The organism is Pigmentiphaga sp. GD03639, from assembly GCF_029845405.1.
GTDB lineage: Bacteria > Pseudomonadota > Gammaproteobacteria > Burkholderiales > Burkholderiaceae_B > Pigmentiphaga > Pigmentiphaga daeguensis.
On sequence record NZ_JAOCLR010000001.1, the window covers coordinates 141,644 to 164,199 of the forward strand.

Annotated in this window: 21 protein-coding genes; 10 read left to right on the forward strand and 11 right to left on the reverse strand. The window is 67.9% G+C overall.

Going from position 1 to position 22,556, the window contains the following annotated elements; translation table 11 throughout:
* Window positions 1-85 precede the first annotated feature (85 nt).
* The 8 genes from rng to N5K27_RS00740 all read right to left on the reverse strand — a co-directional run bounded on the left by rng (window position 86) and on the right by N5K27_RS00740 (window position 6,847).
* On the reverse strand, window positions 86-1,552 hold the full coding sequence (gene rng, locus N5K27_RS00705; protein ID WP_087841012.1) for a ribonuclease G: 1,467 nt from the start codon (window positions 1,550-1,552) through the stop codon (window positions 86-88).
* A gap of 67 nt (window positions 1,553-1,619) precedes the next feature.
* Window positions 1,620-2,216, reverse strand: a complete 597-nt coding sequence (locus N5K27_RS00710) for a Maf family protein (protein WP_279813746.1) — start codon at window positions 2,214-2,216, stop codon at window positions 1,620-1,622.
* Window positions 2,217-2,362: 146 nt separating this feature from the next.
* Window positions 2,363-2,836 (reverse strand): 23S rRNA (pseudouridine(1915)-N(3))-methyltransferase RlmH, encoded by a 474-nt coding sequence (rlmH, locus tag N5K27_RS00715; protein ID WP_087841014.1) that lies wholly within the window; start codon window positions 2,834-2,836, stop codon window positions 2,363-2,365.
* Between the two features lie 91 nt (window positions 2,837-2,927).
* Window positions 2,928-3,287 (reverse strand): ribosome silencing factor, encoded by a 360-nt coding sequence (rsfS, locus tag N5K27_RS00720; RefSeq protein WP_087841015.1) that lies wholly within the window; start codon window positions 3,285-3,287, stop codon window positions 2,928-2,930.
* Between the two features lie 2 nt (window positions 3,288-3,289).
* Window positions 3,290-3,919 carry a nicotinate (nicotinamide) nucleotide adenylyltransferase gene (nadD, locus tag N5K27_RS00725; RefSeq protein ID WP_254914665.1) on the reverse strand — a complete coding sequence of 210 codons (630 nt, stop codon included), beginning with the start codon at window positions 3,917-3,919 and terminating at the stop codon, window positions 3,290-3,292.
* Entirely contained in the window at window positions 3,916-4,824 is a 909-nt protein-coding gene (hemF, locus tag N5K27_RS00730; protein WP_279813757.1) for an oxygen-dependent coproporphyrinogen oxidase, read from the reverse strand. Before hemF ends, nadD begins: the two co-directional genes overlap by 4 nt.
* On the reverse strand, window positions 4,821-6,116 hold the full coding sequence (gene purD, locus N5K27_RS00735) for a phosphoribosylamine--glycine ligase (protein ID WP_279813760.1): 1,296 nt from the start codon (window positions 6,114-6,116) through the stop codon (window positions 4,821-4,823). The genes hemF and purD overlap by 4 nt, the downstream gene beginning before the upstream one ends.
* A complete protein-coding gene (locus N5K27_RS00740; protein ID WP_087841019.1) occupies window positions 6,113-6,847 on the reverse strand; it encodes a YebC/PmpR family DNA-binding transcriptional regulator in 735 nt (244 codons plus the stop codon). The genes purD and N5K27_RS00740 overlap by 4 nt, the downstream gene beginning before the upstream one ends.
* A 233-nt stretch (window positions 6,848-7,080) precedes the next feature.
* On the opposite strand from N5K27_RS00740, the gene N5K27_RS00745 reads away from it, so the two are divergent.
* From N5K27_RS00745 to N5K27_RS00770, 6 genes are all read left to right on the forward strand, one after another.
* Complete coding sequence (locus N5K27_RS00745; RefSeq protein ID WP_279813766.1) at window positions 7,081-8,607, forward strand: helicase HerA-like C-terminal domain-containing protein; 1,527 nt, start codon at window positions 7,081-7,083, stop codon at window positions 8,605-8,607.
* Window positions 8,608-8,713: 106 nt separating this feature from the next.
* Window positions 8,714-9,202 (forward strand): MarR family transcriptional regulator, encoded by a 489-nt coding sequence (locus tag N5K27_RS00750; RefSeq protein ID WP_279813769.1) that lies wholly within the window; start codon window positions 8,714-8,716, stop codon window positions 9,200-9,202.
* Between the two features lie 112 nt (window positions 9,203-9,314).
* Complete coding sequence (locus N5K27_RS00755; protein WP_279814221.1) at window positions 9,315-10,724, forward strand: efflux transporter outer membrane subunit; 1,410 nt, start codon at window positions 9,315-9,317, stop codon at window positions 10,722-10,724.
* Window positions 10,725-10,783: 59 nt separating this feature from the next.
* A complete protein-coding gene (locus N5K27_RS00760; protein ID WP_279813771.1) occupies window positions 10,784-12,094 on the forward strand; it encodes an efflux RND transporter periplasmic adaptor subunit in 1,311 nt (436 codons plus the stop codon).
* Window positions 12,095-12,119: 25 nt separating this feature from the next.
* Window positions 12,120-13,733, forward strand: a complete 1,614-nt coding sequence (locus N5K27_RS00765; RefSeq protein ID WP_087841024.1) for a DHA2 family efflux MFS transporter permease subunit — start codon at window positions 12,120-12,122, stop codon at window positions 13,731-13,733.
* An 82-nt stretch (window positions 13,734-13,815) separates the two neighbouring features.
* Window positions 13,816-14,679: an N-acetylmuramoyl-L-alanine amidase gene (locus N5K27_RS00770; RefSeq protein WP_279813777.1), complete on the forward strand. Its 864-nt coding sequence runs from the start codon at window positions 13,816-13,818 to the stop codon at window positions 14,677-14,679.
* A 19-nt stretch (window positions 14,680-14,698) separates the two neighbouring features.
* Here the strand turns inward: N5K27_RS00770 and upp are convergent, their stop codons facing one another.
* Window positions 14,699-15,349 (reverse strand): uracil phosphoribosyltransferase, encoded by a 651-nt coding sequence (gene upp / locus N5K27_RS00775; RefSeq protein WP_087841025.1) that lies wholly within the window; start codon window positions 15,347-15,349, stop codon window positions 14,699-14,701.
* 109 nt (window positions 15,350-15,458) lie between these two features.
* Between upp and N5K27_RS00780 the strand changes: the two genes are divergently transcribed.
* Both N5K27_RS00780 and lpxO read left to right on the forward strand, forming a co-directional pair.
* On the forward strand, window positions 15,459-16,433 hold the full coding sequence (locus N5K27_RS00780; protein WP_279813782.1) for a quinone oxidoreductase: 975 nt from the start codon (window positions 15,459-15,461) through the stop codon (window positions 16,431-16,433).
* Between the two features lie 16 nt (window positions 16,434-16,449).
* Window positions 16,450-17,349 carry a lipid A hydroxylase LpxO gene (gene lpxO, locus N5K27_RS00785; RefSeq protein WP_087841027.1) on the forward strand — a complete coding sequence of 300 codons (900 nt, stop codon included), beginning with the start codon at window positions 16,450-16,452 and terminating at the stop codon, window positions 17,347-17,349.
* Between the two features lie 62 nt (window positions 17,350-17,411).
* Here lpxO and N5K27_RS00790 read toward each other — a convergent pair whose 3' ends face one another.
* Together N5K27_RS00790 and N5K27_RS00795 are read right to left on the reverse strand one after the other, a co-directional pair.
* On the reverse strand, window positions 17,412-18,614 hold the full coding sequence (locus tag N5K27_RS00790) for an MFS transporter (protein ID WP_279813785.1): 1,203 nt from the start codon (window positions 18,612-18,614) through the stop codon (window positions 17,412-17,414).
* Window positions 18,615-18,617: 3 nt separating this feature from the next.
* Entirely contained in the window at window positions 18,618-19,346 is a 729-nt protein-coding gene (locus N5K27_RS00795) for a GntR family transcriptional regulator (RefSeq protein WP_087841029.1), read from the reverse strand.
* A gap of 311 nt (window positions 19,347-19,657) precedes the next feature.
* Here N5K27_RS00795 and N5K27_RS00800 point away from each other — a divergent pair, with 311 nt between their 5' ends.
* On the forward strand, window positions 19,658-20,962 hold the full coding sequence (locus N5K27_RS00800) for an aromatic ring-hydroxylating dioxygenase subunit alpha (protein WP_087841030.1): 1,305 nt from the start codon (window positions 19,658-19,660) through the stop codon (window positions 20,960-20,962).
* Window positions 20,963-20,970: 8 nt separating this feature from the next.
* On the forward strand, window positions 20,971-22,416 hold the full coding sequence (locus N5K27_RS00805) for a glutamine synthetase family protein (protein ID WP_132980393.1): 1,446 nt from the start codon (window positions 20,971-20,973) through the stop codon (window positions 22,414-22,416).
* Window positions 22,417-22,556 lie beyond the last annotated feature (140 nt).

Genomic DNA, 22,556 nt, shown 5'->3' on the forward strand with positions numbered 1-22,556 from the left:
TCGTGAACACGATACACGAATTCAAGCCCGGCCCATGCCTAGGCCGTGGTTGCGTGCGCATGCCGTTTGATCCAGGACATCCGCATCACATCAAAATTATGTCGTACTGCTCCTGGCTATAAATACCCTCGACCTGCAGCGAGATCGGCTTGCCGATGAAATCGCCCAGCGCCGCCAGGTTCTGGCTTTCCTCTTCCAGGAACAGGTCCACCACTGCCTGGGCGGCCAGGATGCGGAATTCCTTGGGGTTGAACTGCCGCGCCTCGCGCAGGATCTCGCGCAGGATCTCGTAGCACAGCGTGCGCGCGGTCTTGACCTGGCCCCGGCCCTGGCAGGTGGGGCAGGATTCGCACAGCACGTGGCTGAGCGATTCGCGCGTGCGCTTGCGCGTCATCTCGACCAGTCCCAGCTGGGTGAAGCCGTTGAGCGTGATGCGCGTGCGGTCGCGCGCCAGCGCCTTGCGCAGTTCGCCCAGCACCGCCTCGCGGTGTTCCAGGTTCTCCATGTCGATGAAGTCGAGGATGACGATGCCGCCCAGGTTGCGCAGCCGCAACTGGCGCGCGATGGCCTGCGCCGCCTCGAGATTGGTCTTGAAGATGGTGTCGTCGAAGTTGCGTCCGCCGACGAAACCGCCCGTGTTGACGTCGATGGTGGTCAGCGCCTCGGTCTGGTCGATGATGAGGTAGCCGCCCGATTTCAGCTCGACCCGGCGCGACAGGCCCCGGTTGATTTCCTCGTCGACGTTGTAGAGGTCGAACAGCGGGCGTTCGCCGGTGTAGTGCATGACCTTGTCGATGACCGAGGGCGTGAACTCCCGCGCCCAGGCCAGCAGCCGGGTGAAGCTGCTGCGCGAATCGATCTGGATGGAGGCCGTCTCGGTGCTGACCACGTCGCGCAGCACCCGCTGCGCGAGGTTGAGGTCTTCGTGCAGCAGCCACGGCGCCCCCTTGGTGCGGGCCTGCTGCTGCATGATGGCCCACAGCTTGCCCAGGTAGGCGATGTCGGCCGCGAGTTCCTCGTCGGAAGCATCCTCGGCCTGGGTGCGCACGATGTAGCCGCCTTTCTCCTCGGCCGGCACCAGGCGCTGGACCCGGTCGCGCAACTGGTTGCGCTCGGCCTCGGATTCGATGCGCTGCGAGATGCCGATGTGGGGATCGTAGGGCAGGTAGACCAGCATGCGGCCGGCCACGCTGATCTGCGTGGACAGGCGGGCGCCCTTGGTGCCGATGGGGTCCTTGATGACCTGCACCATCAGGGTCTGGCCCTCGAACAGCAGTTTCTCGATGGGCGTGGCGGGGTGGCCGCCGTGGGCGCGCTCCTGGCGGCTTTCGCGGATGTCGGCGATGTGCAGGAAGGCGGCGCGGCCCAGGCCGATGTCGATGAAGGCGCTTTGCATGCCCGGCAGCACGCGCGCGACGCGGCCGAGGTAGATGTTGCCGACGTAGCCCTTTTGCGAGGTGCGCTCGATGTGGAGTTCCTGGACGGCTCCCTGCTGGATGACGGCGACCCGGGTTTCGTAGGGGGATACGTTGATGAGAATGTCTTCGGTCATGGAATGTGCCGGTGGCGTGCGCGACTATCCGCAGCTTACCGCGAGTCGGGTGCCGGCGGGGCCGGGATCAGGGCAGGACGATGCCGGCCAGCCCCAGCAGGAGCGCCGTCTCGTACAGCGGCAGGCCCATCACGCCGGTGAAGCTGCCGGCGATGTGCTGCACGAATACGCCGCCCAGGCCTTGTATGCCGTAGGCGCCGGCCTTGTCGTAGGGTTCGCCGGTGTCGCAATAGCGCGCGATGTCGCGCGGCGTCAGTTCGCGAAAGCGCACGCGGGTGATCGAGACGTCTTCGTGCAGCGCGCCGCGATGGACCAGCGCGAGGGCCGTGTGCACCTCGTGCTCGGACCCCGACAGCCGGGCCAGGATGCGCTGGGCATCGTCCCGGTCGACCGGCTTGCCCAGCACCTCGCCGTCCAGGATGACGGTCGTGTCCGCCGCCAGGATGGGGCGCTCGGCCAGCTTGCGCTGCTTCAGCAGTTCGGCGCCGGTCAGCGCTTTTTCGCGGGCCGTGCGGCGCACGTAGTCGGCGGCGGGTTCGCCCGGTAGCTGCGGCTCGTCGGGACCGTTCGAGGGCGGCGGCAGCAGCAATTCGTGCTCGACGCCCAGTTGCGCCAGGAGTTCCCGGCGGCGCGGGCTGCGCGAGGCGAGGTAGATGGGAGGCATGTCAGCGCCCCATGGCGCGATGCGCCTTTCGTGACGGATGAAGCGGGTGCTGGTTGGTCCAGGACGCCGCGGATCCGGCTTTGCCGGTCCGCCAGCGTCGCCCCCTTGAGGGGGCCCGCGTAAGCGGGTAGGGGGTGGGTTTCATCCTAGCCGCCTCGATGATAGGGGTGGTTGGCCAGGATGGACCAGGCCCGGTACAGTTGCTCGGCCAGCAGCACGCGCACCATGCCATGCGGCAGCGTCAGGCTGGACAGCCGCAGCATGCCGTGGCAGCGGCGCTTCAGGTCGGGGTCGAGCCCGTCGGGCCCGCCTATCAGCAGGGCGACGTCCTGGCCGTCGTCGCGCCATTGCTGCATCTGTTTGGACAGGTCCATCGTGGTCAGGTCGCGGCCCCGCTCGTCCAGGGCCAGCCAGCGTCCGCCGGCGGGCAGGGCGGCTTCGATGCGCCGGGCTTCCAGCGCCTGCATCTGCGCGGCGGTCTTGCCCGTGGTGCGCGGCTCCGGCCGCACCTCGCGCAGTTCGATCGGCAGGTCGGGCGGCATGCGCTTGGCATAGTCCGCATAGGCCTCGTCCACCCAGCCCGGCATGCGATGCCCCACGGCGATGATGATGAGCTTCATGCCCCAAGCCTCGTTAGTCAGATGTCCAGACCCAGGATGCGGTGGATCCGGCTTTGCCGGTCCACTCGCATCGCCCCCTGGGGGGCGCGCGTCAGCGCGTAGGGGGGGGACTCAACTTCACCCGGACGGGCTTGCCGCCCCAGACCTCTTCCAGGTTGTAGTACTGGCGGATGGCCGGCTGCATGATATGGACGACGATGTCGCCCAGGTCCACCAGCACCCACTCGCCGGTTTCCTCGCCTTCGGTGGCGATGACCTCGCCGCCCAGGGCCTTGATCTTCTCGCTCACGCTGGAAGCCAGGGCCCGGGTCTGCCGGTTCGAGGTGCCGCTCGCGATGACGACGCGGTCGAACAGGCTGGTCAGGTGGGTGGTGTTCAGCACCGTGATGTTCTGCGCCTTGACGTCCTCGAGGGCATCGACGACGGCGCGTTGTAGTTTGCGTATGTCCATATTCAGGCCTGATACAGGCGATGCTGGGTGATGTACCGAAGTACGGCGGGGGGAACGAGGCCGTCGACCGATTCGCCGCGGGCCAGCCGTTGCCGGATGCCGGAGCTGGATATCGCCATCTCGGGCATGGGCAGCCGGTGCAGGGTGCGCCCGTGCCGCGCCAGTTCCGCGTGCAGCGCAGCGGGCGGCTCGGGCTCGTTGCCAGGGCGGCCGGCCACCGCGAGATCGGCCAGCGCGACGATGCCCTGCCATTCATTCCAGGTACAGAAATTCGCCAATTGGTCCGCGCCCAGGATCCAGACGTAGCGAGCGTCTCCAGCAACCGGCGTGCCCGTGCCGCCCGCCAGGGCGCGCAGGGTATCGATGGTGTAACTGGGACCGCCGCGATCGATCTCGATCCGGTTCAGGGCCAGACCGGGCTGGCCGGCGATGGCCAGCGCGACCATCTGCGCGCGCTGTTCGGCCGTGGCGGCCAGGGGCTGGCGCTGCCACGGCGCGGCCGCGGGTATGAGCTGGACCGAGGCTGCGCCCAGGTGGGCGAGCGCCGTGCGGGCCAGCGTCAGGTGCGCTTCGTGGATGGGGTCGAAGCTGCCCCCCAGAAGACCGATGCGAGGTGTCGTGGAGGCGCTCAAACCCAGTCCCGGGGGGGCAGCAGTTCGTAGAGGCGGGCCTCGGGCGAACCGGGTTCGGGGTGCCAGTCGTAGCGCCATTGCGCCAGCGGCGGCATGGACATCAGGATGGACTCCGTGCGCCCGCCCGATTGCAGGCCGAACAGCGTGCCGCGGTCGAACACCAGGTTGAACTCGACGTAGCGCCCACGGCGGTAGGCCTGGAAGTCGCGTTCGCGTTCGCCGTAGGGCAGCGCCACGCGCTGGCGCACGATGGGCAGATAGGCGTCCAGGAAGGCATCGCCCACCGAGCGGGTCGCGGCGTAAGCGTGGTCGAAGCCGCCTTCGTTGAAGTCGTCGAAGAATATGCCGCCCAGGCCCCGCGCTTCCTTGCGGTGCTTGAGGTAGAAGTACTCGTCGCACCACTTCTTGAAGCGCGGGTAGAGATCGCCGCCGCTGGGATCGAGCGCGGCCTTGCAGGTACGGTGGAAATGGACCGCGTCTTCCTCGAAGGGGTAGTACGGGGTCAGGTCCATGCCGCCGCCGAACCAGAACACGTCATCGTCGTCCGATGCATGGACGGACTTGGCAATGAACACCCGCACGTTCATGTGCACCGTGGGCACGTAGGGATTGCGCGGGTGGATCACCAGCGAGACGCCCATGGCTTCCCAGGGGCGTCCGGCCAGCTCGGGGCGGTGGGCGCTGGCCGAGGGCGGCAGCGTGGCGCCGGTCACGTGGCTGAACAGCACGCCGCCGCGTTCGAACACCCGGCCTCCCTCGATCAGCCGGGAGACGCCGCCCCCGCCTTCGGCCCGCTCCCAGGCGTCCGAACGGAAGGGGCCGCCTTCGATTTCCTCCAGGGCCTGGACGATGCGGGACTGCAGGCCGGTGAAATAGGCGCGGGTCAGCGCGGTGTCTATCTTCATGCCGTGCCGGGCTCCGCGGGGGCGTTGCGGCGCGTGATGGCCCGCCAGCCGATGTCGCGGCGGTACTGCGCGCCATCGAAATGGATGGACTGCAGCACGTCGTAGGCGCGCTGCTGGGCCAGCCGGGCGGAGTCGCCCAGGGCCGTGACGCACAGCACCCGGCCGCCGCTGGTCCGGACCTCGCCGCCGCTTTCGGTGGTGCCGGCATGGAAAACCATGCTGTCGGGCGTCTCGGCGGGCAGGCCGCGGATGACGTCGCCCGTGCGCGGGGTGTCGGGATAGTTGTGGGCGGCCATGACCACGCCCAGCGCGGTGCGGCGGTCCCAGTCGATGTTGGCCTGGTCCAGCGTGCCGGCCACCGCGTGCTCGAAGACTTCCAGCAGGTCGCTCTTGACGCGCATCATGATGGGCTGCGTTTCGGGGTCGCCCATGCGGCAATTGAATTCCAGCACCTTGATGCCGTTCGGGCCGATCATCAGCCCGGCGTACAGGAAGCCGGTGAACGGAATGCCGTCCTTGGCCATGCCCTGGATGGTGGGCCAGATGACCTCGCGCATGATGCGGCCGTGCAGCTCGGGCGTGACCACGGGGGCGGGCGAATAGGCGCCCATGCCGCCGGTGTTCGGGCCTTCGTCGTTGTCCTTGAGGCGCTTGTGGTCCTGGCTGGTGGCCAGCGGCAGCACATGCTTGCCGTCGCACAGCACGATGAAGCTGGCTTCCTCGCCCTCGAGGCATTCCTCGATCACCACCCGCGCGCCCGCCTGGCCCAGCTTGCCGTCGCCCAGCATGGCGTCGACCGCGGCATGGGCTTCCTGGGCGGAGCCGGCGACCACCACGCCCTTGCCGGCGGCCAGGCCGTCGGCCTTGATGACGATGGGCGCGCCTTCCTGGTCGATGTAGGCGTGCGCCTGCGCCGGGTCGGTGAAAGTCTGGTACTTGGCGGTGGGGATGCCGTGCCGGACCATGAAGGCCTTGGCGAAGTCCTTGGAGCTTTCCAGTTGCGCGGCGGCCTTGGTGGGGCCGAAGATCTTCAGCCCGCGCGCGCGGAAGATGTCCACCACGCCGGCCGCGAGCGGGGCCTCGGGGCCCACCACGGTCAGGCCTATGCCCTCCTGCTCGACGAAGTCGGCCAGTTGCGTCGGGTCGGTGATGGGAATGTTCTGCAAGTGCGAGGTCAGGGCCGTGCCGCCGTTGCCGGGGGCGACGAACACCTTCTGTGTCTTGGCGGCCTTGGCCAGTTGCCAGGCCAGGGCGTGTTCGCGGCCGCCGGAGCCGATGACGAGAAGCTTCATGTGGGTGACTCGTCCATGACCGCCGTGGTGTAGACCTCCTGGACGTCGTCCAGGGATTCCAGCACGTCCAGCAATTTCTGCATTTTCTCGGCATCCTCGCCGGACAGGGCCGTTTCGTTGAGCGCCTTCATCACGATGCCGTCCATCTCGGCCTTCATGCCGGCGCCGTCGAAGGCCTGCTTGACGGCGACGTAGTCGGTGGGGGCACAGATGACCTCGATCACGCCTTCGTCGTCGGTGATGACGTCCTCGGCGCCGGCATCGAGCGCGAGTTCCATGATCTTGTCCTCGGGCGTGCCGGGGGCGAACAGGAACTGGCCGCAGTGCTTGAACATGAAGGCGACCGAGCCTTCCTGGCCCAGGTTGCCGCCGTGCTTGGCGAAGGCGTGGCGGACCTCGGCCACGGTGCGCGTGCGGTTGTCGGTCATGCAGTCGACGATGACGGCCGCTCCGCCGATGCCATAGCCTTCGTAGCGGACTTCCTCGTAGTTGTCGCCGTCGGCTCCGCCGGCCCCGCGCGCGATGGCCCGCTGGATGGTGTCCTTGGGCATGTTGGCGTCGGTCGCCTTGTCCCACGCCAGGCGCAGGCGGGGGTTGGTGTCGGGGTCGGCGCCGCCGGCGCGGGCGGCCACGGTGACTTCACGTATCAGTTTGGTCCACAGCTTGCCGCGCTTGGCGTCTTGGCGCCCTTTGCGGTGCTGGATATTGGCCCATTTGCTATGTCCGGCCATGGAAATCGCTTGTATCGTAACGATGAAAGGGGCATTTTAGCTTGACCGGCAGGTGGCGGCTCCGGGAGGAATGTCCACTTGCTGCCAATACCACAGACTGCGTACCGTCCCAGCCCTGCGAAAGCTGCCGGCGCGGGGCGAAGAGCCAGGACTGGCGCGGCTTTTGACAAGAGCGGGGCCTTGCGCACAGAATCCCCGCAACCCCCGACGCCCAGTTTGCCAACGGAACCATCATGGCCGCTCCCATTCTCCTCGCCAAGAACGCCAACACCGAGCTTTTCCTGCTGCCCGGCATGGCCAACCGCCACGGCTGCATCACCGGCGCGACCGGCACCGGCAAGACGGTCACCCTGCAGGTCATGGCCGAAGCCTTCTCGCGCCAGGGCGTGCCGGTATTCATGGCCGACGTCAAGGGCGACCTGACCGGAATTTCCCAGGCCGGCGTGGCCACGCCCAAGCTGCAGGAGCGGCTCAAGTCGCTGGGGCTGGACGAACCGGCCTGGGGCGCGAGCCCGGCCACGCTGTGGGACGTATTCGGCGAGCAGGGGCATCCGGTGCGGGCCACGGTCTCCGACATGGGGCCGCTGCTCCTGGGCCGCATGCTGAACCTGAACGACACCCAGGCCGGCGTGCTGAACATGGTGTTCCGCATCGCCGACGACAACGGCCTGCTGCTGCTGGACCTGAAGGACCTGCGGGCCATGCTGCAATACGTGGGCGACAACGCCGCCCAGTTCAAGACGCGCTACGGCAACGTCTCGGCCGCTTCGGTGGGGGCGATCCAGCGCGGGCTGCTGGCGCTCGAGGCGCAGGGCGGCGACCGCTTCTTCGGCGAGCCCATGCTGAACATCGACGACCTGATGCAGACGGACGCCCAGGGGCGCGGCGTGGTCAACATCCTGGCCGCCGACAAGCTGATGCAGTCGCCCACGCTGTACGCGACCTTCCTGTTGTGGATGCTGTCCACGCTGTTCGAGCACCTGCCCGAGGCCGGCGACACCGACAAGCCGAAGTTCGTGTTCTTCTTCGACGAGGCGCACCTGTTGTTCAACGACGCGCCCAAGGCGCTGCTGGACAAGATCGAGCAGGTGGTCCGGCTGATCCGTTCCAAGGCCGTGGGCGTCTATTTCTGCACCCAGAACCCGTTGGACATCCCCGAGACGGTGCTGGGCCAGCTCGGCAACCGCGTGCAGCATGCGCTGCGGGCCTTCACGCCGCGCGACCAGAAGGCCGTGAAATCGGCGGCCGACACCATGCGGCCCAATCCGGGCCTGGACATCGCCGCTGCCATCACCGAGCTGGGCGTGGGCGAGGCGCTGGTCTCGCTGCTGGACGAAAAGGGCCGGCCGGGGCCGACCGAGCGTGCCTACGTCGTCGCCCCGGGCAGCCGGATCGGTCCGGCCACCGACGCCGAGCGGCAGGCGCTGCGCCAGTCGTCGCTGGTGGCTGGCATCTATGAAAAGGCCGTCGACCGGGAATCGGCCTACGAAATCCTGGCCGCCCGGGCCGGCGGCGCGGGCACGGCCGCCGGTGGCGCTACGGCGCCGGCCCAGCCCGGTCAGCCCGGCCAGCCGGCGTCCGAGGGCGGGCTGGCCGATGGCCTGCGCGACATCCTGTTCGGCTCGACCGGCCCCCGGGGCGGCCGCCGCGAAGGGGTGCTGGAGTCGGCCGCGCGCAGCGCCGTGCGCTCGATGGGCACCCAGCTCGCGCGCGACCTGACCCGCGGCCTGCTTGGCTCGCTGCTGGGCAAGCGGCGCTGATGCCGGCCGCGCCGGGCGCGGCCATGAAACCCCTATCGTCAACAGGGAATATAAGCGGGTCTATTACTGCATTGACAACCATTGCCTATGCAGTGATAATGCCGGCATGGCAGATTCCACTTCGTCTCCCCGTATTTCTCCGGAGCTGGCCGAGCTGATTCGGCGCTACGACCCGGAAGAAAGCGTGGGCTACCTGATCAAGCAGGCGCATTTGTCGCTGCAGCGCGCGGTCGACGCCGAAATGACGGCGCTCGACCTGACGGCCATGCAATGGGGCCCGCTGATGCTGCTCGCCATGGGACGGGGGGACACGGCCGCGGAACTGGCGCGCAGCGCCTGTTCGGACACCGGCGCGATGACGCGCATGCTCGACCGGCTGGAATCGAAGGGGTTGATTCGGCGGGTGCGCAGCGCGGAGGACCGCCGGGTGATCAAGCTGGAACTGACCGAAGAGGGCGTGCGCGCCACCGAGCAGGTTCCGCAGCGCCTGCACGATGCGGTCGACCTGCACATCCGCGATTTTTCCGAGCAGGAAGTCCAGCAATTGAAGTCCCTGCTGCGCCGCATGACGGCCAACGGCGCCCAGCGCGGCTGAGGCCGGGCCGACGGGGCGCGGCCCTTGTTTCGTTTTTATGACTGCCTAAGCAGTAATAGGCTAGACAACTAAATTCAGCGGATCGTAAGCTTCCATGAGAAAAATCTTGCTAGTGCCCCTGGTCGCCGCCCTGGCCGCGTGCGCCAGCATGGACCGGGACGGCGCGTCGCACGCTCGCCTGGTCGATGCGCCCGAACTGGGCATGGCGCAGGCCGACGTGCAGTGGCCGGTGCAACAGTGGTGGCATCGCTACGGCGATGCGCAACTGGACGGCCTGATCGACCAGGCCATCGCGGGCAGCCCGTCCATCGTCATCGCGCAGGCGCGGCTGGCGCGGGCCGAGGCCGCCGTGGGTACCGCCCGCGCGAATGGCCTGCCCCAGGTCGATGGCACCTTTACGGCCACCCGCCAGCGCTACACCGAGCATGGCGCCATTCCCGCCCCGCTGGCGGGTGGCGTGCGCACCGACTCGCGGCTGGCGTTGAACGTGAGCTATGAGCTGGATTTCTGGAACAAGAACGGGTCGCTGCTGAAGGCCGCTCTGTCCGAAAGCCGGGCGGCGCAGGCGGAGAACCAGGCGGCGGTGGGCATCCTGGCCAGCGCGGTGGGCTCGGCCTATTTCAACCTGCAGCGCCTGTTCGCGCAGCGGGACGTGCTCGTGGCCGCCATCGGGCAGCGCGAGGGCGTGGCCGACCTGACCCGCCAGCGCTATGCCTCGGGGCTGGATACGCAGGTGGAGGTCAAGCAGGCCGATTCGGCGCTGGCCGAGGCCCGGACGCAACTGGCGCAGGTCGATGAAAGCATCGCCCTGCAACGCAACGAGCTGGCCGCGCTGGCGGGGGCCGGTCCCGAGCGCGGCGCGGCCATCCGGCCCGTGCCCCTGGTGTCTCCCGGTACCCAGGTGCCCGCCAGCATACCGCTGTCGCTGCTGGGCCGGCGCGCCGACATCGTCGCCGCCCGGTGGCGGGTCGAATCGGCCCAGCGCAACGTCGACGCGGCCAAGGCCATGTTCTATCCCGACATCAATCTCGCCGGTTTCGTCGGTACGTCGGCACTGGGGCTGGGCAATCTGTTCAAGTCCGGCAGCCAGATCATCGGCGTCGGCCCGGCCATCACCCTGCCGATTTTCGAGGGCGGGCGGCTCAACGCCAACCTCAAGGGCAGGGCGGCGGACACCGACCTGGCCATCGCTTCCTACAACCAGACCGTGTTGCATGCCGTCAACGAAGTGGCCGACACGCTGGCGTCCATCCGCGCGCTGGACCGCGAGAGCGGCGAGCAGCGCAAGGCCCGCGAGGCCATCGAGCAGGCCTACGAGCTGGCGGTCAAGCGCTATCGCGCGGGCCTGGGCAACTACCTGAGCGTGCTGACCGCGCAGAGCGCAGTGCTGACGCAGACGCGGCTGGATACCGATCTGAAGGCGCGCGCGCTGACGCTGGACGTCGCGCTGGCCAAGGCGCTGGGCGGCGGGGCCGAACTGCCCGCGGGTCCGGCGGAGCCGGTCGCCGCGGCCACGCGCTAGCCGAACGAGTCGAACACCTGTTCATGCCGCGCGCGCTGCGCGGCCCAAGGGAAAACGAGATGGAAACCGCACAACAAGCTTCCAAGAACCCCCGCAAGAAACTGCTGCTGGGCGCCGCAGGCGTGTTCGCCGTGGCCGCCGTCGCCTACGGCGCCTGGTGGGCGCTGGTGGCCCGCCATTACGAAGGCACCGACGACGCCTACGTGCAGGGCAACCTGGTGCAGATCACGCCCCAGATCGCCAGCACGGTCGTCGCCATCCAGGCCGATGACACCGACTACGTGAAGTCCGGCGACCCGCTGATCCTGCTGGACAAGGCCGACGCGCAGGTGGCGCTGGACCAGGCCCAGGCCGCGCTGGCCCAGACCGTGCGCCAGGTGCGCACGCTGTACGCCAACAACGGCGCGCTGACCGCCAACATCGCGGTGCGCCAGGCCGACATCGAGCGCGCGAAAGCCGATCTTGCCAAGGCCCAGAACGATGCCAAGCGCCGGCAGGAGCTCGCCTCGTCCGGCGCGGTCAGCGGCGAAGAACTGCTGCACGCCGAAACCGCGGTCAGCAACGCCAAGTCGGCGCTGGCCTCGGCGCAGGCGGCCCTGGTGGCCGCGCGCGAGCAGCTCGCCACCAATACCGCGCTTACCGACGGCACCAGCGTCGAGCAGCATCCCAACGTCCTGGGCGCCGCGGCCAAGGTCCGCGAGGCCTACATCAACCTGTCGCGCACCACGCTGCCCGCGCCCGTGACCGGCTACGTGGCCAAGCGCAGCGCGCAGGTGGGGCAGCGCGTGGCCCCCGGCGCCTCGCTGATGACCATCGTGCCGCTGGACCAGGTGTGGGTGGATGCCAACTTCAAGGAAGTGCAACTGGGCCGCATGCGCATCGGCCAGCCCGTCACGCTGGAGGCGGATGTCTACGGCTCGAAGGTCGAATACCACGGCAAGGTCGCCGGCCTGGGCGCCGGCACCGGCAGTGCGTTCGCCCTGCTGCCTGCCCAGAACGCCACCGGCAACTGGATCAAGGTGGTGCAGCGCGTGCCGGTGCGCATTGCCCTGGATCCCAAGGAAATCGAGGCGCATCCGCTGCGCGTGGGCTTGTCCATGAACGTCTCGGTGGACGTGTCGTCTACCGACGGCCCCGCGCTGGCCGAGGCGACGCGCACCGAGCCCGCCTACTCGACCTCGGTCATGGACCACGCCCGCGAGGATGCCGATGCCCTGGTGGCCGCCACCATCGCCCAGAACCTGGGCGGCCGCGCGGCCGAAGCCAAGCCCGCGGTGGCCAAGACCTCGCCGCTGCACATCTCGACGCCTGTCCGTGCCGAGCTGGGCGGCGCGACGACGGTCGCTCGCCACGGCGCGGGCGTGATGTAAAGCCGCGCCGGCCACGGATGCTTCCATGACGACCAACGCTTCTTCCCCGGCGGCGGCCGACGAGCCCGCCGCGAACCCCGCGCCCGGCAGTCCGGCGGCGGCCCATCCGCCGCTGCAGGGCGGCCAGCGCCTGCTGGGCACGGTCGCCCTGTCGGCGGCGGTGTTCATGAACGTGCTCGACACGTCCATCGCCAACGTGTCGCTGCCGGCCATCTCGGGCGACCTGGGGGTCAGCACCAGCCAGGGTACCTGGGTGATCACCTCGTTCGCGGTGGCCAATGCCATCTCGCTGCCGCTGACGGGATGGCTGACCATGCGCTTCGGGCAGGTGCGGCTGTTCATCGCCTCGGTGCTGCTGTTCATCGTCGCGTCGTGGCTGTGCGGTCTCGCCCCCAACCTGGAATCGCTGATCGCGTTCCGCGTGCTGCAGGGCCTGGTGGCCGGCCCGATGATTCCGCTGTCGCAGACCCTGATGCTGGGCAGCTACCCCCGCGAGAAATCCGGCATGGCGCTGGCGCTGTGGGCCATGACTACCCTGGTGGCTCCCGTGGCCGGCCCCTTGCTGGGCGGCTGGATCTCCGACAACTATTCGTGGCCGTGGATCTTCTACATCAACATCCCCGTCGGCCTGGTGGCGGCATGGGTGAGCTGGAGCATCTACCACAAGCGCGAATCGCCCATCCGCAAGCTGCCCATCGACACCATGGGGCTGGTGCTGCTGGTAGTCTGGATCGCGGCGCTGCAGATCATGCTGGACAAGGGCAAGGAGCTCGACTGGTTCGCCAGCGGCACCATCGTGACGCTGGCCGTCATCGCCGTGGTCGGCTTCGTGTTCTTCATCATCTGGGAACTGACCGACCGGCATCCCGTCGTCGACCTGCGGCTGTTCGCGGGGCGCAATTTCACCGTCGGCGCGCTGACGTTGTCGATCGCCTACGCGGTGTTCTTCGGCAACGTGGTGCTCTTGCCGCTGTGGCTGCAGACGCAGATGGGCTACACCGCTACCGACGCCGGCATGGTGACCGCGCCCATCGGGTTGCTGGCCATCGTGTTCACGCCCATCGTCGGCCGCATGCTGGCGCGCACGGATCCCCGCATCCTGGTGACCGTCGCCTTCGGCGTGTTCGCCGCGGTCAGCTTCATGCGTTCGAACTTCACGCCGCAGGCCGACATCGTGACCCTGCTCGAGCCCACGGTGATCCAGGGTGCGGGGATGGCGGCGTTTTTCGTGCCCCTGGTGTCGCTGACCCTGGCCGGATTGCCGCCTGACAAGATCGCCAGCGCCTCGGGCCTGTCGAACTTCCTGCGGATCACCGCGGGGGCGTTCGGCACTTCCATCTCGACGACGATGTGGGAGGACCGGGCGGCCATGCATCATGCCCACCTGACCGAGCACATCGCCGCCGGCAGTGGCGCCACGTCGCAGGCGCTCTCGAGCATGCAGGGCGCGGGCATGTCGCCGGACCAGGCGCTGGCGTCGGTCAACAACCTGATCAACGGGCAGGCGCTGACAATGTCCGTGGTCGACATCTTCTACGGTTCGGCCATCATCTTCCTGGTGCTGACCGCTATGGTCTGGCTGGCCAAGCCGGGCAAGCGCGGCGCGGGCGCCCCGGTCGATGCGGGCGGCGCGCACTGAAGGGCGGGGCGGCGGCCGTGAAATTTACGGCGGCCTCGCGAACGACTATATTCCATCGGATTTCCCCGGCAGCAGCAATCCGATGACCCGGTCTTACCTTTCCCGGCCCCTGGCCATGCTCGGGCTTGCCGGCCTGCTGGTGCTCCAGGGGTGTGCCCCGATGGCGCCAGGCAAGGCCGGCCTGGACATCGACACGTCCGTCAGCGCACGCAGCCAGGGCAGCCGCGTGCGGTTCATCGTGCTCCACTACACGGTGTCCGAGTCGCCGCGGGCGCTGGGCATACTCAGCCAGGGCGAGGTCAGCAGCCATTACCTGATCACCGACGACGAGCCGCCGCGCATCTACCGGCTGGTGGACGAGAGCCGCGCCGCCTGGCATGCCGGCCAGAGCGAGTGGGGCGGCTATACCTGGCTCAATCGCAGTTCGATAGGCATAGAGATCGTCAATCGCGGCCCGGTCGGGACCGCCGCCGACGGTACGCCGGCCTGGCAGCCGTACCGGCCGTCGCTGATCCGGGCCGTGAAGGCGCTGGTGCGAGACATTGCCGAGCGCCACGGCGTCGCGCCCGAGAACATCGTCGGCCACAGCGACATCGCGCCGCTGCGCAAGCAGGACCCCGGGCCGCTGTTTCCGTGGCGCGAACTGGCGCGCGAGGGCGTGGGGCGATGGTATGACGAATCGGTGGCCCAGGCGCTGGGGGCGCGCTTCGCTGCCCAGGGGCTGCCCGACATGGCTTCGGTCCGGCAGCAACTGGCCCGGGTGGGCTATGCGGTGCCGCCCCTCGAGGCGCCCGAGCGCGAGATGCGGGCGGTCGTCGCGGCGTTCCAGATGCACTACCGGCCCGCGCGCTACGACGGCGTGCTGGATGCCGAGACCGCCGGCGTGCTGGCGGCGCTGGTGGCAGCGTCGGGGCCGGCGGGCGCGGGCGATGCGTCGGCCTGGTAGGAGCCCGGGGGACGCCGGCCTAGTTCTTGGTCCCGAAGAGGCGGTCGCCGGCGTCGCCCAGCCCCGGCACGATGTAGGCGTTCTCGTCCAGGTAGTCGTCCAGCGACGCCAGGTACATGGGAACGTCGGGGTGGTGGTCGCAATAGACCTGCATGCCCTCGGGCGAGGCCACCAGCGCGACGAAGATGATGTTCGAGGCCGGCACGCCGCGCTTTTTCAACGCCTCCACGGCGTGGGCGGCCGAATAGCCCGTGCCTATCATCGGATCGCACAGGATGAAGGTGCGGCCTTCCAGCTCCGGCAGGCGCACGAGGTATTCCACCGGCCGGTGCTGATCGTCGCGATACAGGCCGATATGGCCGACGCGGGCCGAGGGCACCAGGTCCAGCAGTCCGTCCGCCATGCCGCTGCCCGCGCGCAGCACCGGCACCACGGCGAGCTTCTTGCCGGCGATCACCGGTGCGTCCATCGGCGTCATGGGCGTCTCGATGGGGCGCAGCGCCAGCGGCAGGTTGCGGGTGACCTCGTAGCCCATCAGTTGCGAGATTTCGCGCAGCAACTGGCGGAACGTCCGCGTCGACGTGTTCTTGTCGCGCATGTGGGTCAGCTTGTGCTGGATCAGCGGGTGATCGAGGATGAACAGGTTGGGAAAGCGCGGATCGGTCTTCACATGCGTACCTTGAGGATGGGCGGACGGCGCCTCGGCGCGGCCGATATTCTCCGCGATTGTATGCGCGATTAGAATGCGGCATGACCATTGCCCATCAAGGAGATTCCAGATGTCCAAGGCGATACGCATCGAGCAGCATGGCGGCCCCGAAGTGCTCAAGCTGGTTGACGTCGACGTGCCCGCCCCCGGTCCCGGCGAAGTCCGGATCCGGCAGCACGCGGTCGGCCTGAATTTCATCGACATCTATTTCCGCACCGGCCTGTATCCTGCCCGGCTGCCCGCCGTGCTGGGGTTCGAGGCGGCGGGCGTGGTCGACGCTGTGGGGCCCAAGGTCCGGCACCTGAAGGTGGGCGACCGCGTGGCCTATGGGCAGAGCCCGCTGGGCGCCTATGCGGAAGTGCGCAACATGCCCGCCTTCCAGGTGGTCCGCATCCCGGACGGCGTCGGTTTCGACCAGGCCGCGGCCATCATGCTCAAGGGGCTGACGGTGCAGTACCTGTTCCGCCAGACCTACCGCCTGCAGGGCAACGAGACCATCCTGTTCCACGCCGCGGCCGGCGGCGTCGGCCTGATCGCATGCCAGTGGGCGAAGGCTTTGGGCGTAAAACTGATCGGTACGGTGTCCTCGCCGGAAAAGGCGGCGCTGGCCAAGGCCAACGGCGCGTGGCAGGTCATCGACTACAGCCGCGAGAACGTGGCCGAGCGCGTGCTCGAGCTGACCAAGGGCAAGAAAGTGCCGGTGGTCTACGACGGCGTGGGCAAGGACACCTGGGAAACGTCGCTCGACTGCCTGCAGCAGCGGGGCCTGATGGTCAGCTTCGGCAACGCGTCGGGCGCGGTCACCGGGGTCAACCTGGGCATCCTGGCGCAGAAGGGATCGCTGTTCGTGACGCGGCCCACCGTGGCGCATCACGTGGATACCCTGGAAAAAATGCAGGCCGCGGCGGCCGACCTGTTCGAGCTGGTCGTCGCGGGCAAGATCAAGCCGCGCATCGAGCAGCGCTTCAAGCTCGAGGACATCGCCCAGGCCCACGAGTCGCTGGCCGCCCGCAAGACCACCGGCTCCACCGTACTAGAGGTGTAGGGGGATAGGACTGAACATGAAATGGATCATCGTCGCGCTGTACCTGGGCGCCATCGGCTACGTGCACTTCCGGGGCAAGGTCCGGCTGCGCTTCTTCAGGCAGTTGTTCGACCATTCCTCGATCGTGGCACCCGTCAACGCGTTCATGTACCTGTTTTCCCGGGTGCCCGCCGTGCCGTACATCCCGGTGCGGCAATTGCCGGCGCTGCAGGCGCTGGACGACAACTGGGAGGTCATCCGCGACGAGGCGGTGAAACTGCGCGACGCGCAGCGCATCCGCGCGGCGGAAAAGAACAACGACGCGGGTTTCAACTCCTTCTTCAAGTCGGGCTGGAAACGGTTCTACCTGAAGTGGTACGAGGCCCAGCATCCGTCCGCGCACGAGTACTGCCCCCGCACGGTCGAGATCCTGCGCGGCATTCCCGAGGTCAAGGCCGCCATGTTCGCCGAACTGCCGCCCGGGGCGAAGCTCAATCCCCACCGCGATCCGTTCGCCGGCTCGCTGCGCTACCACCTGGGGCTGGAGACGCCGAACGACGACCGCTGCTTCATCGAGGTGGACGGCGAGCGCTACAGCTGGCGCGACGGGCAGAGCGTGGTGTTCGACGAGACCTTCATCCACTGGGCCGAGAACGGGACGGACCGCGACCGCATCATCCTGTTCTGCGACGTCGAGCGTCCGCTGCGCTACCGCTGGGCGCAGGCCTTCAACAAGTGGATGGGGCGCAAGGTCATGACCGCCGCCAGTTCGCCCAATGAAGAGGGCGACAAGACAGGCCTGATCAACAAGCTGTTCTATGTCGTCTGGGTGGCCGGGCAGTATCGCCGCAGGCTCAAGAACTGGAACCGCACGGTTTACCGGCTGACCAAGGCAGCCCTGATCATTGGCGTGGTCGCGCTGATCATCTACATCTGAGCCAGAGGCGCGGCCTCGGGGCAGCAGGCAACGGCCATGGCGGCGAGCGCCATGGCCGTTTTTCATAGTCCCCGCGAGCGGGCGAACGTTCCCAGGGCCAGGCCGGTCGTGGCGCACAGCGCCATCAGCGGCAGGGCATGGGACCAGTCCGGCACCGGGCCGGACAGCGTGACGGCCCAGGTCACCAGCGGGGCGGCCGCGAACTGGCCCAGGTTGGAGCCCTGCAGGAACAGCCCCTGGAGGCTGGCGATCTGGTCCGGACTCTTGGCCAGGCGCGGCGATGCCGACAAGGTGGCCGCCGGCAGGGTGCCGCCGATCAGGTTCAGGCTCAGGCAGGCCATGAAGCGGACGGCATCCGGCAGCCAATCCGAGAAGATCGCGCAGGCCGACAGGCCGACGACGACATGGGCCGTCATGATCAGCGAGCTGCCGCGCAGGCCGCGCTGCAACAGCGAGGCGCCGAGCACCGAGCCGCCGGCGTTGAAGAAGATCACGACGGCGGTCAGCAGGGAGGCGGTGCGCAGCGACAGCCCGCGTTCCTGGATGGCCCAGGTCGGCAGGAAGGTCATTACCGTGAAGAACTGGATGGCGTAGAACGTGAACGAGAGCCCCAGCACCCAGGGCACGAGCTGGCGCAGCCCGCCCGTCAGCTTGCGCCAGTCCAGCGAGCGCGCCGCCGGCCTGGCATGGACATAGCGCTTGCGCCAGTGTCCCATCCAGACCGCGCACACGGCCGTCACGCCGGCGATCAGCGTCCATAGCAGGCGCCAGTGGCCGTCCTCGAGCAGCAACGGTGCCGTCAGCAGCGCGAAGCTGATGCCCAGCGGCATGTAGGCCGACCAAAGGGCCAGCACCAGGCGGGTCTGGTGCGGCGCGCTGAGCGCCGTCAGCAGGGCGGGTACCGACACGACGATTGCGATCTGCCCGGTGCCTTCCAGGATGCGGCTGGCCAGCAGCATGGCATAGCTGTCGGATACCGCGCCCAGCAGCCCCCCGGCCATCAGCGCGCATAGGCCGGCGAGGGTGAAGCGCCAGGCGCCGACGCGGCCGGAGACGAGTCCCATGCCTGCCGCGCACAGGGTGGCAATGGTGCTGAACAAGGAAACGACCCAGCCTACCTCGCGCAGGCTCAAGCCCAGGTCCTGCTGCAGCAGCGGCAGCGCGGGGGGCATCTTGCCCACGCACAGGGCGACCAGGATGCCGCAGGCCACGCCCAGGCCGACACCGGGCCAATCGGTGCGTTGGGAACCTCTGTCGAGGGCCATGCGTCAGGCCTTGCCCAGGACGATCTTCATGGCGGGCAGCAACTGGGCCGCCGTTTCCGGGCGCTCGAGCGCGTATTCCAGGTTCATTTGCGCGACATCCACGTGTTCCTCGGCCAGCGCCTGCGCACGGGCACCTTCGCCTTTCTCCATGGCCTGGACCAGCCGGTGATGCTGCAAGTGGGCGTAGACCATCCACTTCTGCCGTTCGTCCCCGGTGTTCTGCATCGGCAGCATGGTGCTGGGCGAGGCGAAGGGCAGGCGATTGTTCATTTCTATGGCGCGCGCCAGGGCGAAGTTGCCGGCGGCATCGATGATCAGCTTATGGAAGCGATCGTTCATTTCCCCGTACAGGGCATAGTCGTCATAGGTCATCTCGGCCTTGTTGACCGCGCGGTCGCCGTCCTGCAGGCAGGCCCGCAGGTCCAGCGACAACTGGCGCGAGACGCCATGCTCGGCCACCAGACGGGCGGCCATGCCTTCCAGGTGGCCGCGCACCGCGATCGCATCGTGGATCTCGCGCGGCGTGAAGCGCCGCATCATGTAGCCGTTGGTGGGCGAGGGCTCGATCAGCCCTTCCTGTTCCAGGGCGGCCAGCGCCAGGCGAATGGGCGTGCGCGACACGCCCAGCTTCTCGGCCAGCGGAATCTCGGCCAGACGTTCGCCGGGCGTGAATTCCCCTTTGAGTATCAGGTCCCGCAGTTGCACCAATACGCGCGTCTGTTGCGATTCCAATGTCGCTCTCCTTTGCGGGTGCGGCGCGTGCCCCTCGAGGCGCGGCGCGATCACCGGCGCTCATTGTATCCAATTGATTGGCTGGATCCAGTTTTATGATTCTGGGGCATTCTTCAGCTATGGAGGCCCCCGTTCAAGGTCAGGCTAGGGAAAACGATGTGGTTGTTTAAGTTTTTGAAAAATAAAGATAATTAATGATTCATGGCATTCTTCGCAATAATGCGTGATCAAGATCGGCATGGCATGGGTTTACATCGTTGGATCCATAGAATAGTATCTTGCATACATCGCATCGTCCCATTGGAGTTCGTATGTCCCCTGAACAGAATCAACGCATCACCCGCGTGGGGGTGGGTACGCCGGCCGGCAACCTGCTGCGCCGGTACTGGCAGCCCGTTGCCCTGGTCGACGAACTGGAGGGCGATCGCCCGGTCCGCCCGGTCAAGCTCATGGGGCAGGACTTCGTCTTGTTCCGCGACGAGCAGGGACGCTACGGCCTGCTCGATCGGGACTGTCCGCACCGCGGCGCCGACCTGGCCTTCGGGCGCCTGGAGGATGGCGGACTGCGCTGCCTGTTCCATGGCTGGCTGTTCGACGTCGATGGCGCCTGTCTGGAAACGCCGGCCGAGCCGGAAGGCAGCAAGCTGCCCCAGCGCATCAGGCAGAAGTCCTATCCCGTGGTCGAGAAGAGCGGCCTCCTGTTCGCCTACATCGGCGAAGGCGAGCCTCCGGCGTTTCCCCACTTCGACTGCTTCGTCGCCCCGAACGAATACACCTTCGCCTTCAAGGGCTATCTCGACTGCAACTGGCTGCAGGCGCTGGAGGTCGGCATCGACCCCGCCCACGCTTCGTACCTGCACCGCTTCTTCGAGGACGGCGATACCGAGGCCAGCTACGGCAAGCAGTTCCGCGGCGCGTCGGCCGACTCCAACCTGCCCATCACCAAGGTGCTGCGCGAGTACGACCGCCCCGAGATCAAGGTCGATCCGGCCAACTACGGGCTGCGCCTGACCGCGCTGCGCCGGCTGGGCGGCGAGCAGACCCACGTGCGCGTGACCAATCTCGTCTTCCCCCAGGCCTTCATCATTCCCATGAGCTCCGAGATGACGATCGCCCAATGGCATGTGCCCATCGATGACGAAAGCTGCTACTGGTACGCCATCTTCACCAGCTTCGGCCAGCCGGTGAACAAGCAGCAGATGCGCGAGCAGCGCCTGGCGCTGTACGAGCTGCCGGACTACATGCCGCGCGTGGGCCGTTTCAACAACTACGGATACAACGCCAAGGAGCAGGCGACGCAGACCTACACCGGGATGGGGCACGACATCAACGTGCACGACCAGTGGGCCGTGGAATCGCAAGGCAAGATCCAGGACCGTACCCGCGAGCACCTGGGCTCCACCGACAAGGGCATCGTCGCCTATCGTCGCCTGCTGCTCGAGGCCATCGACCAGGCCGAGCGTGGCGAAAAGGCCCTGATGATGATCGATGAGTCGCAGGCGGGCGAATTCACCGGCCCGCCGTCCATCGACGGCATCGGCCCGGACGATACCTGGAGCGATTACTGGAAGGTCGCGGACGAGAAGCGCCGCAAGAGTTCCGAGTGGGCCGCGTAGGGGGCGACATGTCTTTCGTTGATCGGTTCGGCCTGTGGTCCGAGGTCCAGCAGCAAGCCGCCCGCGACGTCATCGCCGCCCTCGAGAGCGGCAAGCTGGATGTCGTGCGTTTTTCCTTCCCCGACCAGCACGGGATCCTGCGCGGCAAGACGCTGGTGGCCCAGGAGGCGGTGCGCGCGCTCAAGAGCGGCGTCACCATCACCACCACCATGTACGCCAAGGATACGTCGCACCGGACGGTGTTCCCGGTGTTCACGTCCGGCGGCGGCTTCAGCCGCCCCGAGATGCAGGGCGCCGCCGACGTGCTGATGGTGGCCGATCCCACCACGTTCAAGGTCCTGCCCTGGGCGCCCAATACCGGCTGGCTGTTGTGCGACACGTACTTCCAGACCGGCGTACCCGTGCCGTTCGATACCCGCCAGCTGTTCCGCAAGACGCTGGCGAACCTGAACGAAGCCGGGTATGGCCTGATCACGGGGCTGGAGGTCGAGTGCCACGTCTTCAGGGTGGCGCAGCATCACATGCGCCCGGAAGACGCGGGCCAGCCCGGCCAGCCAGGCGTGCCCCCGGATGTCGAACTGATGTCGCACGGCTACCAGTACCTGACCGAGCTGCGCTATGACGCGGTCGACGCGGTCATGGAACTGGTGCGCAAGACCACGCAGCAACTGGACCTCCCGCTGCGTTCGCTGGAAGTGGAGTTCGGTCCCAGCCAGTTCGAGTTCACCTTCGCGCCGGGCGATGCGCTCAAGACCGCCGACGACATGATCCTGTTCCGCAACGCGGTCAAGCAGGTCTGCCGCCGCGAAGGCTTCCATGCCACTTTCATGTGCCGCCCGCGCATCCCGAACGTCGTGTCCAGCGGCTGGCACCTGCATCAATCCCTGCGCCGCCTGTCCGACGGCAGCAATGCCTTCGTGCCCGCCGAGGCGGGCCAGGACCTGTCGCCGGTGGGGCGCCACTACCTGGGCGGGCTGCTCGCCCACGCCTGCGGCGCCACCGCGCTGTCCACGCCGACGCTCAACGGCTACAAGCGCTACCGGCCGTATTCGCTCGCGCCCGATCGGGCGATCTGGGGACGGGACAACCGTGGCGTCATGCTGCGCGTGCTGGGCGGCGTGGGCGACTCCGCGACCCGTATCGAGAACCGGGTGGGCGAACCCGCGGCGAATCCCTACCTGTATTTCGCGTCCCAGGTGCTGTCGGGCATGGATGGCATCGCCCGCGCCCTCGATCCCGGGCCGTCGGCCGATGCGCCCTACGAGACCCAGGCCGCCAGCCTGCCGCATACGCTGACCGAGGCGCTGGGATGCTTGCGCGACGATCCGGTGCTGCGCGAGGGGCTGGGGGCCGGCTTCGTGGATTACTTCTGCCACATCAAGGAAGCCGAGATCGCCCGCTTCAATCTCGAAGTGAGCGAGTGGGAACAGCGCGAGTACTTCGAACTGTTCTAGGGGAGGTTTCCCCCCCGACGCGCTGACGCGCGCCCCGCATGGTGGGCCCCCAGCCGCTACGCGGCAGCCCCTCAAGGGGGCCGGGACCCGCCTCGGGGCGGCCCGGCGCCGGGTCCCGAGGGGCGATGCGCGCGGCCTGG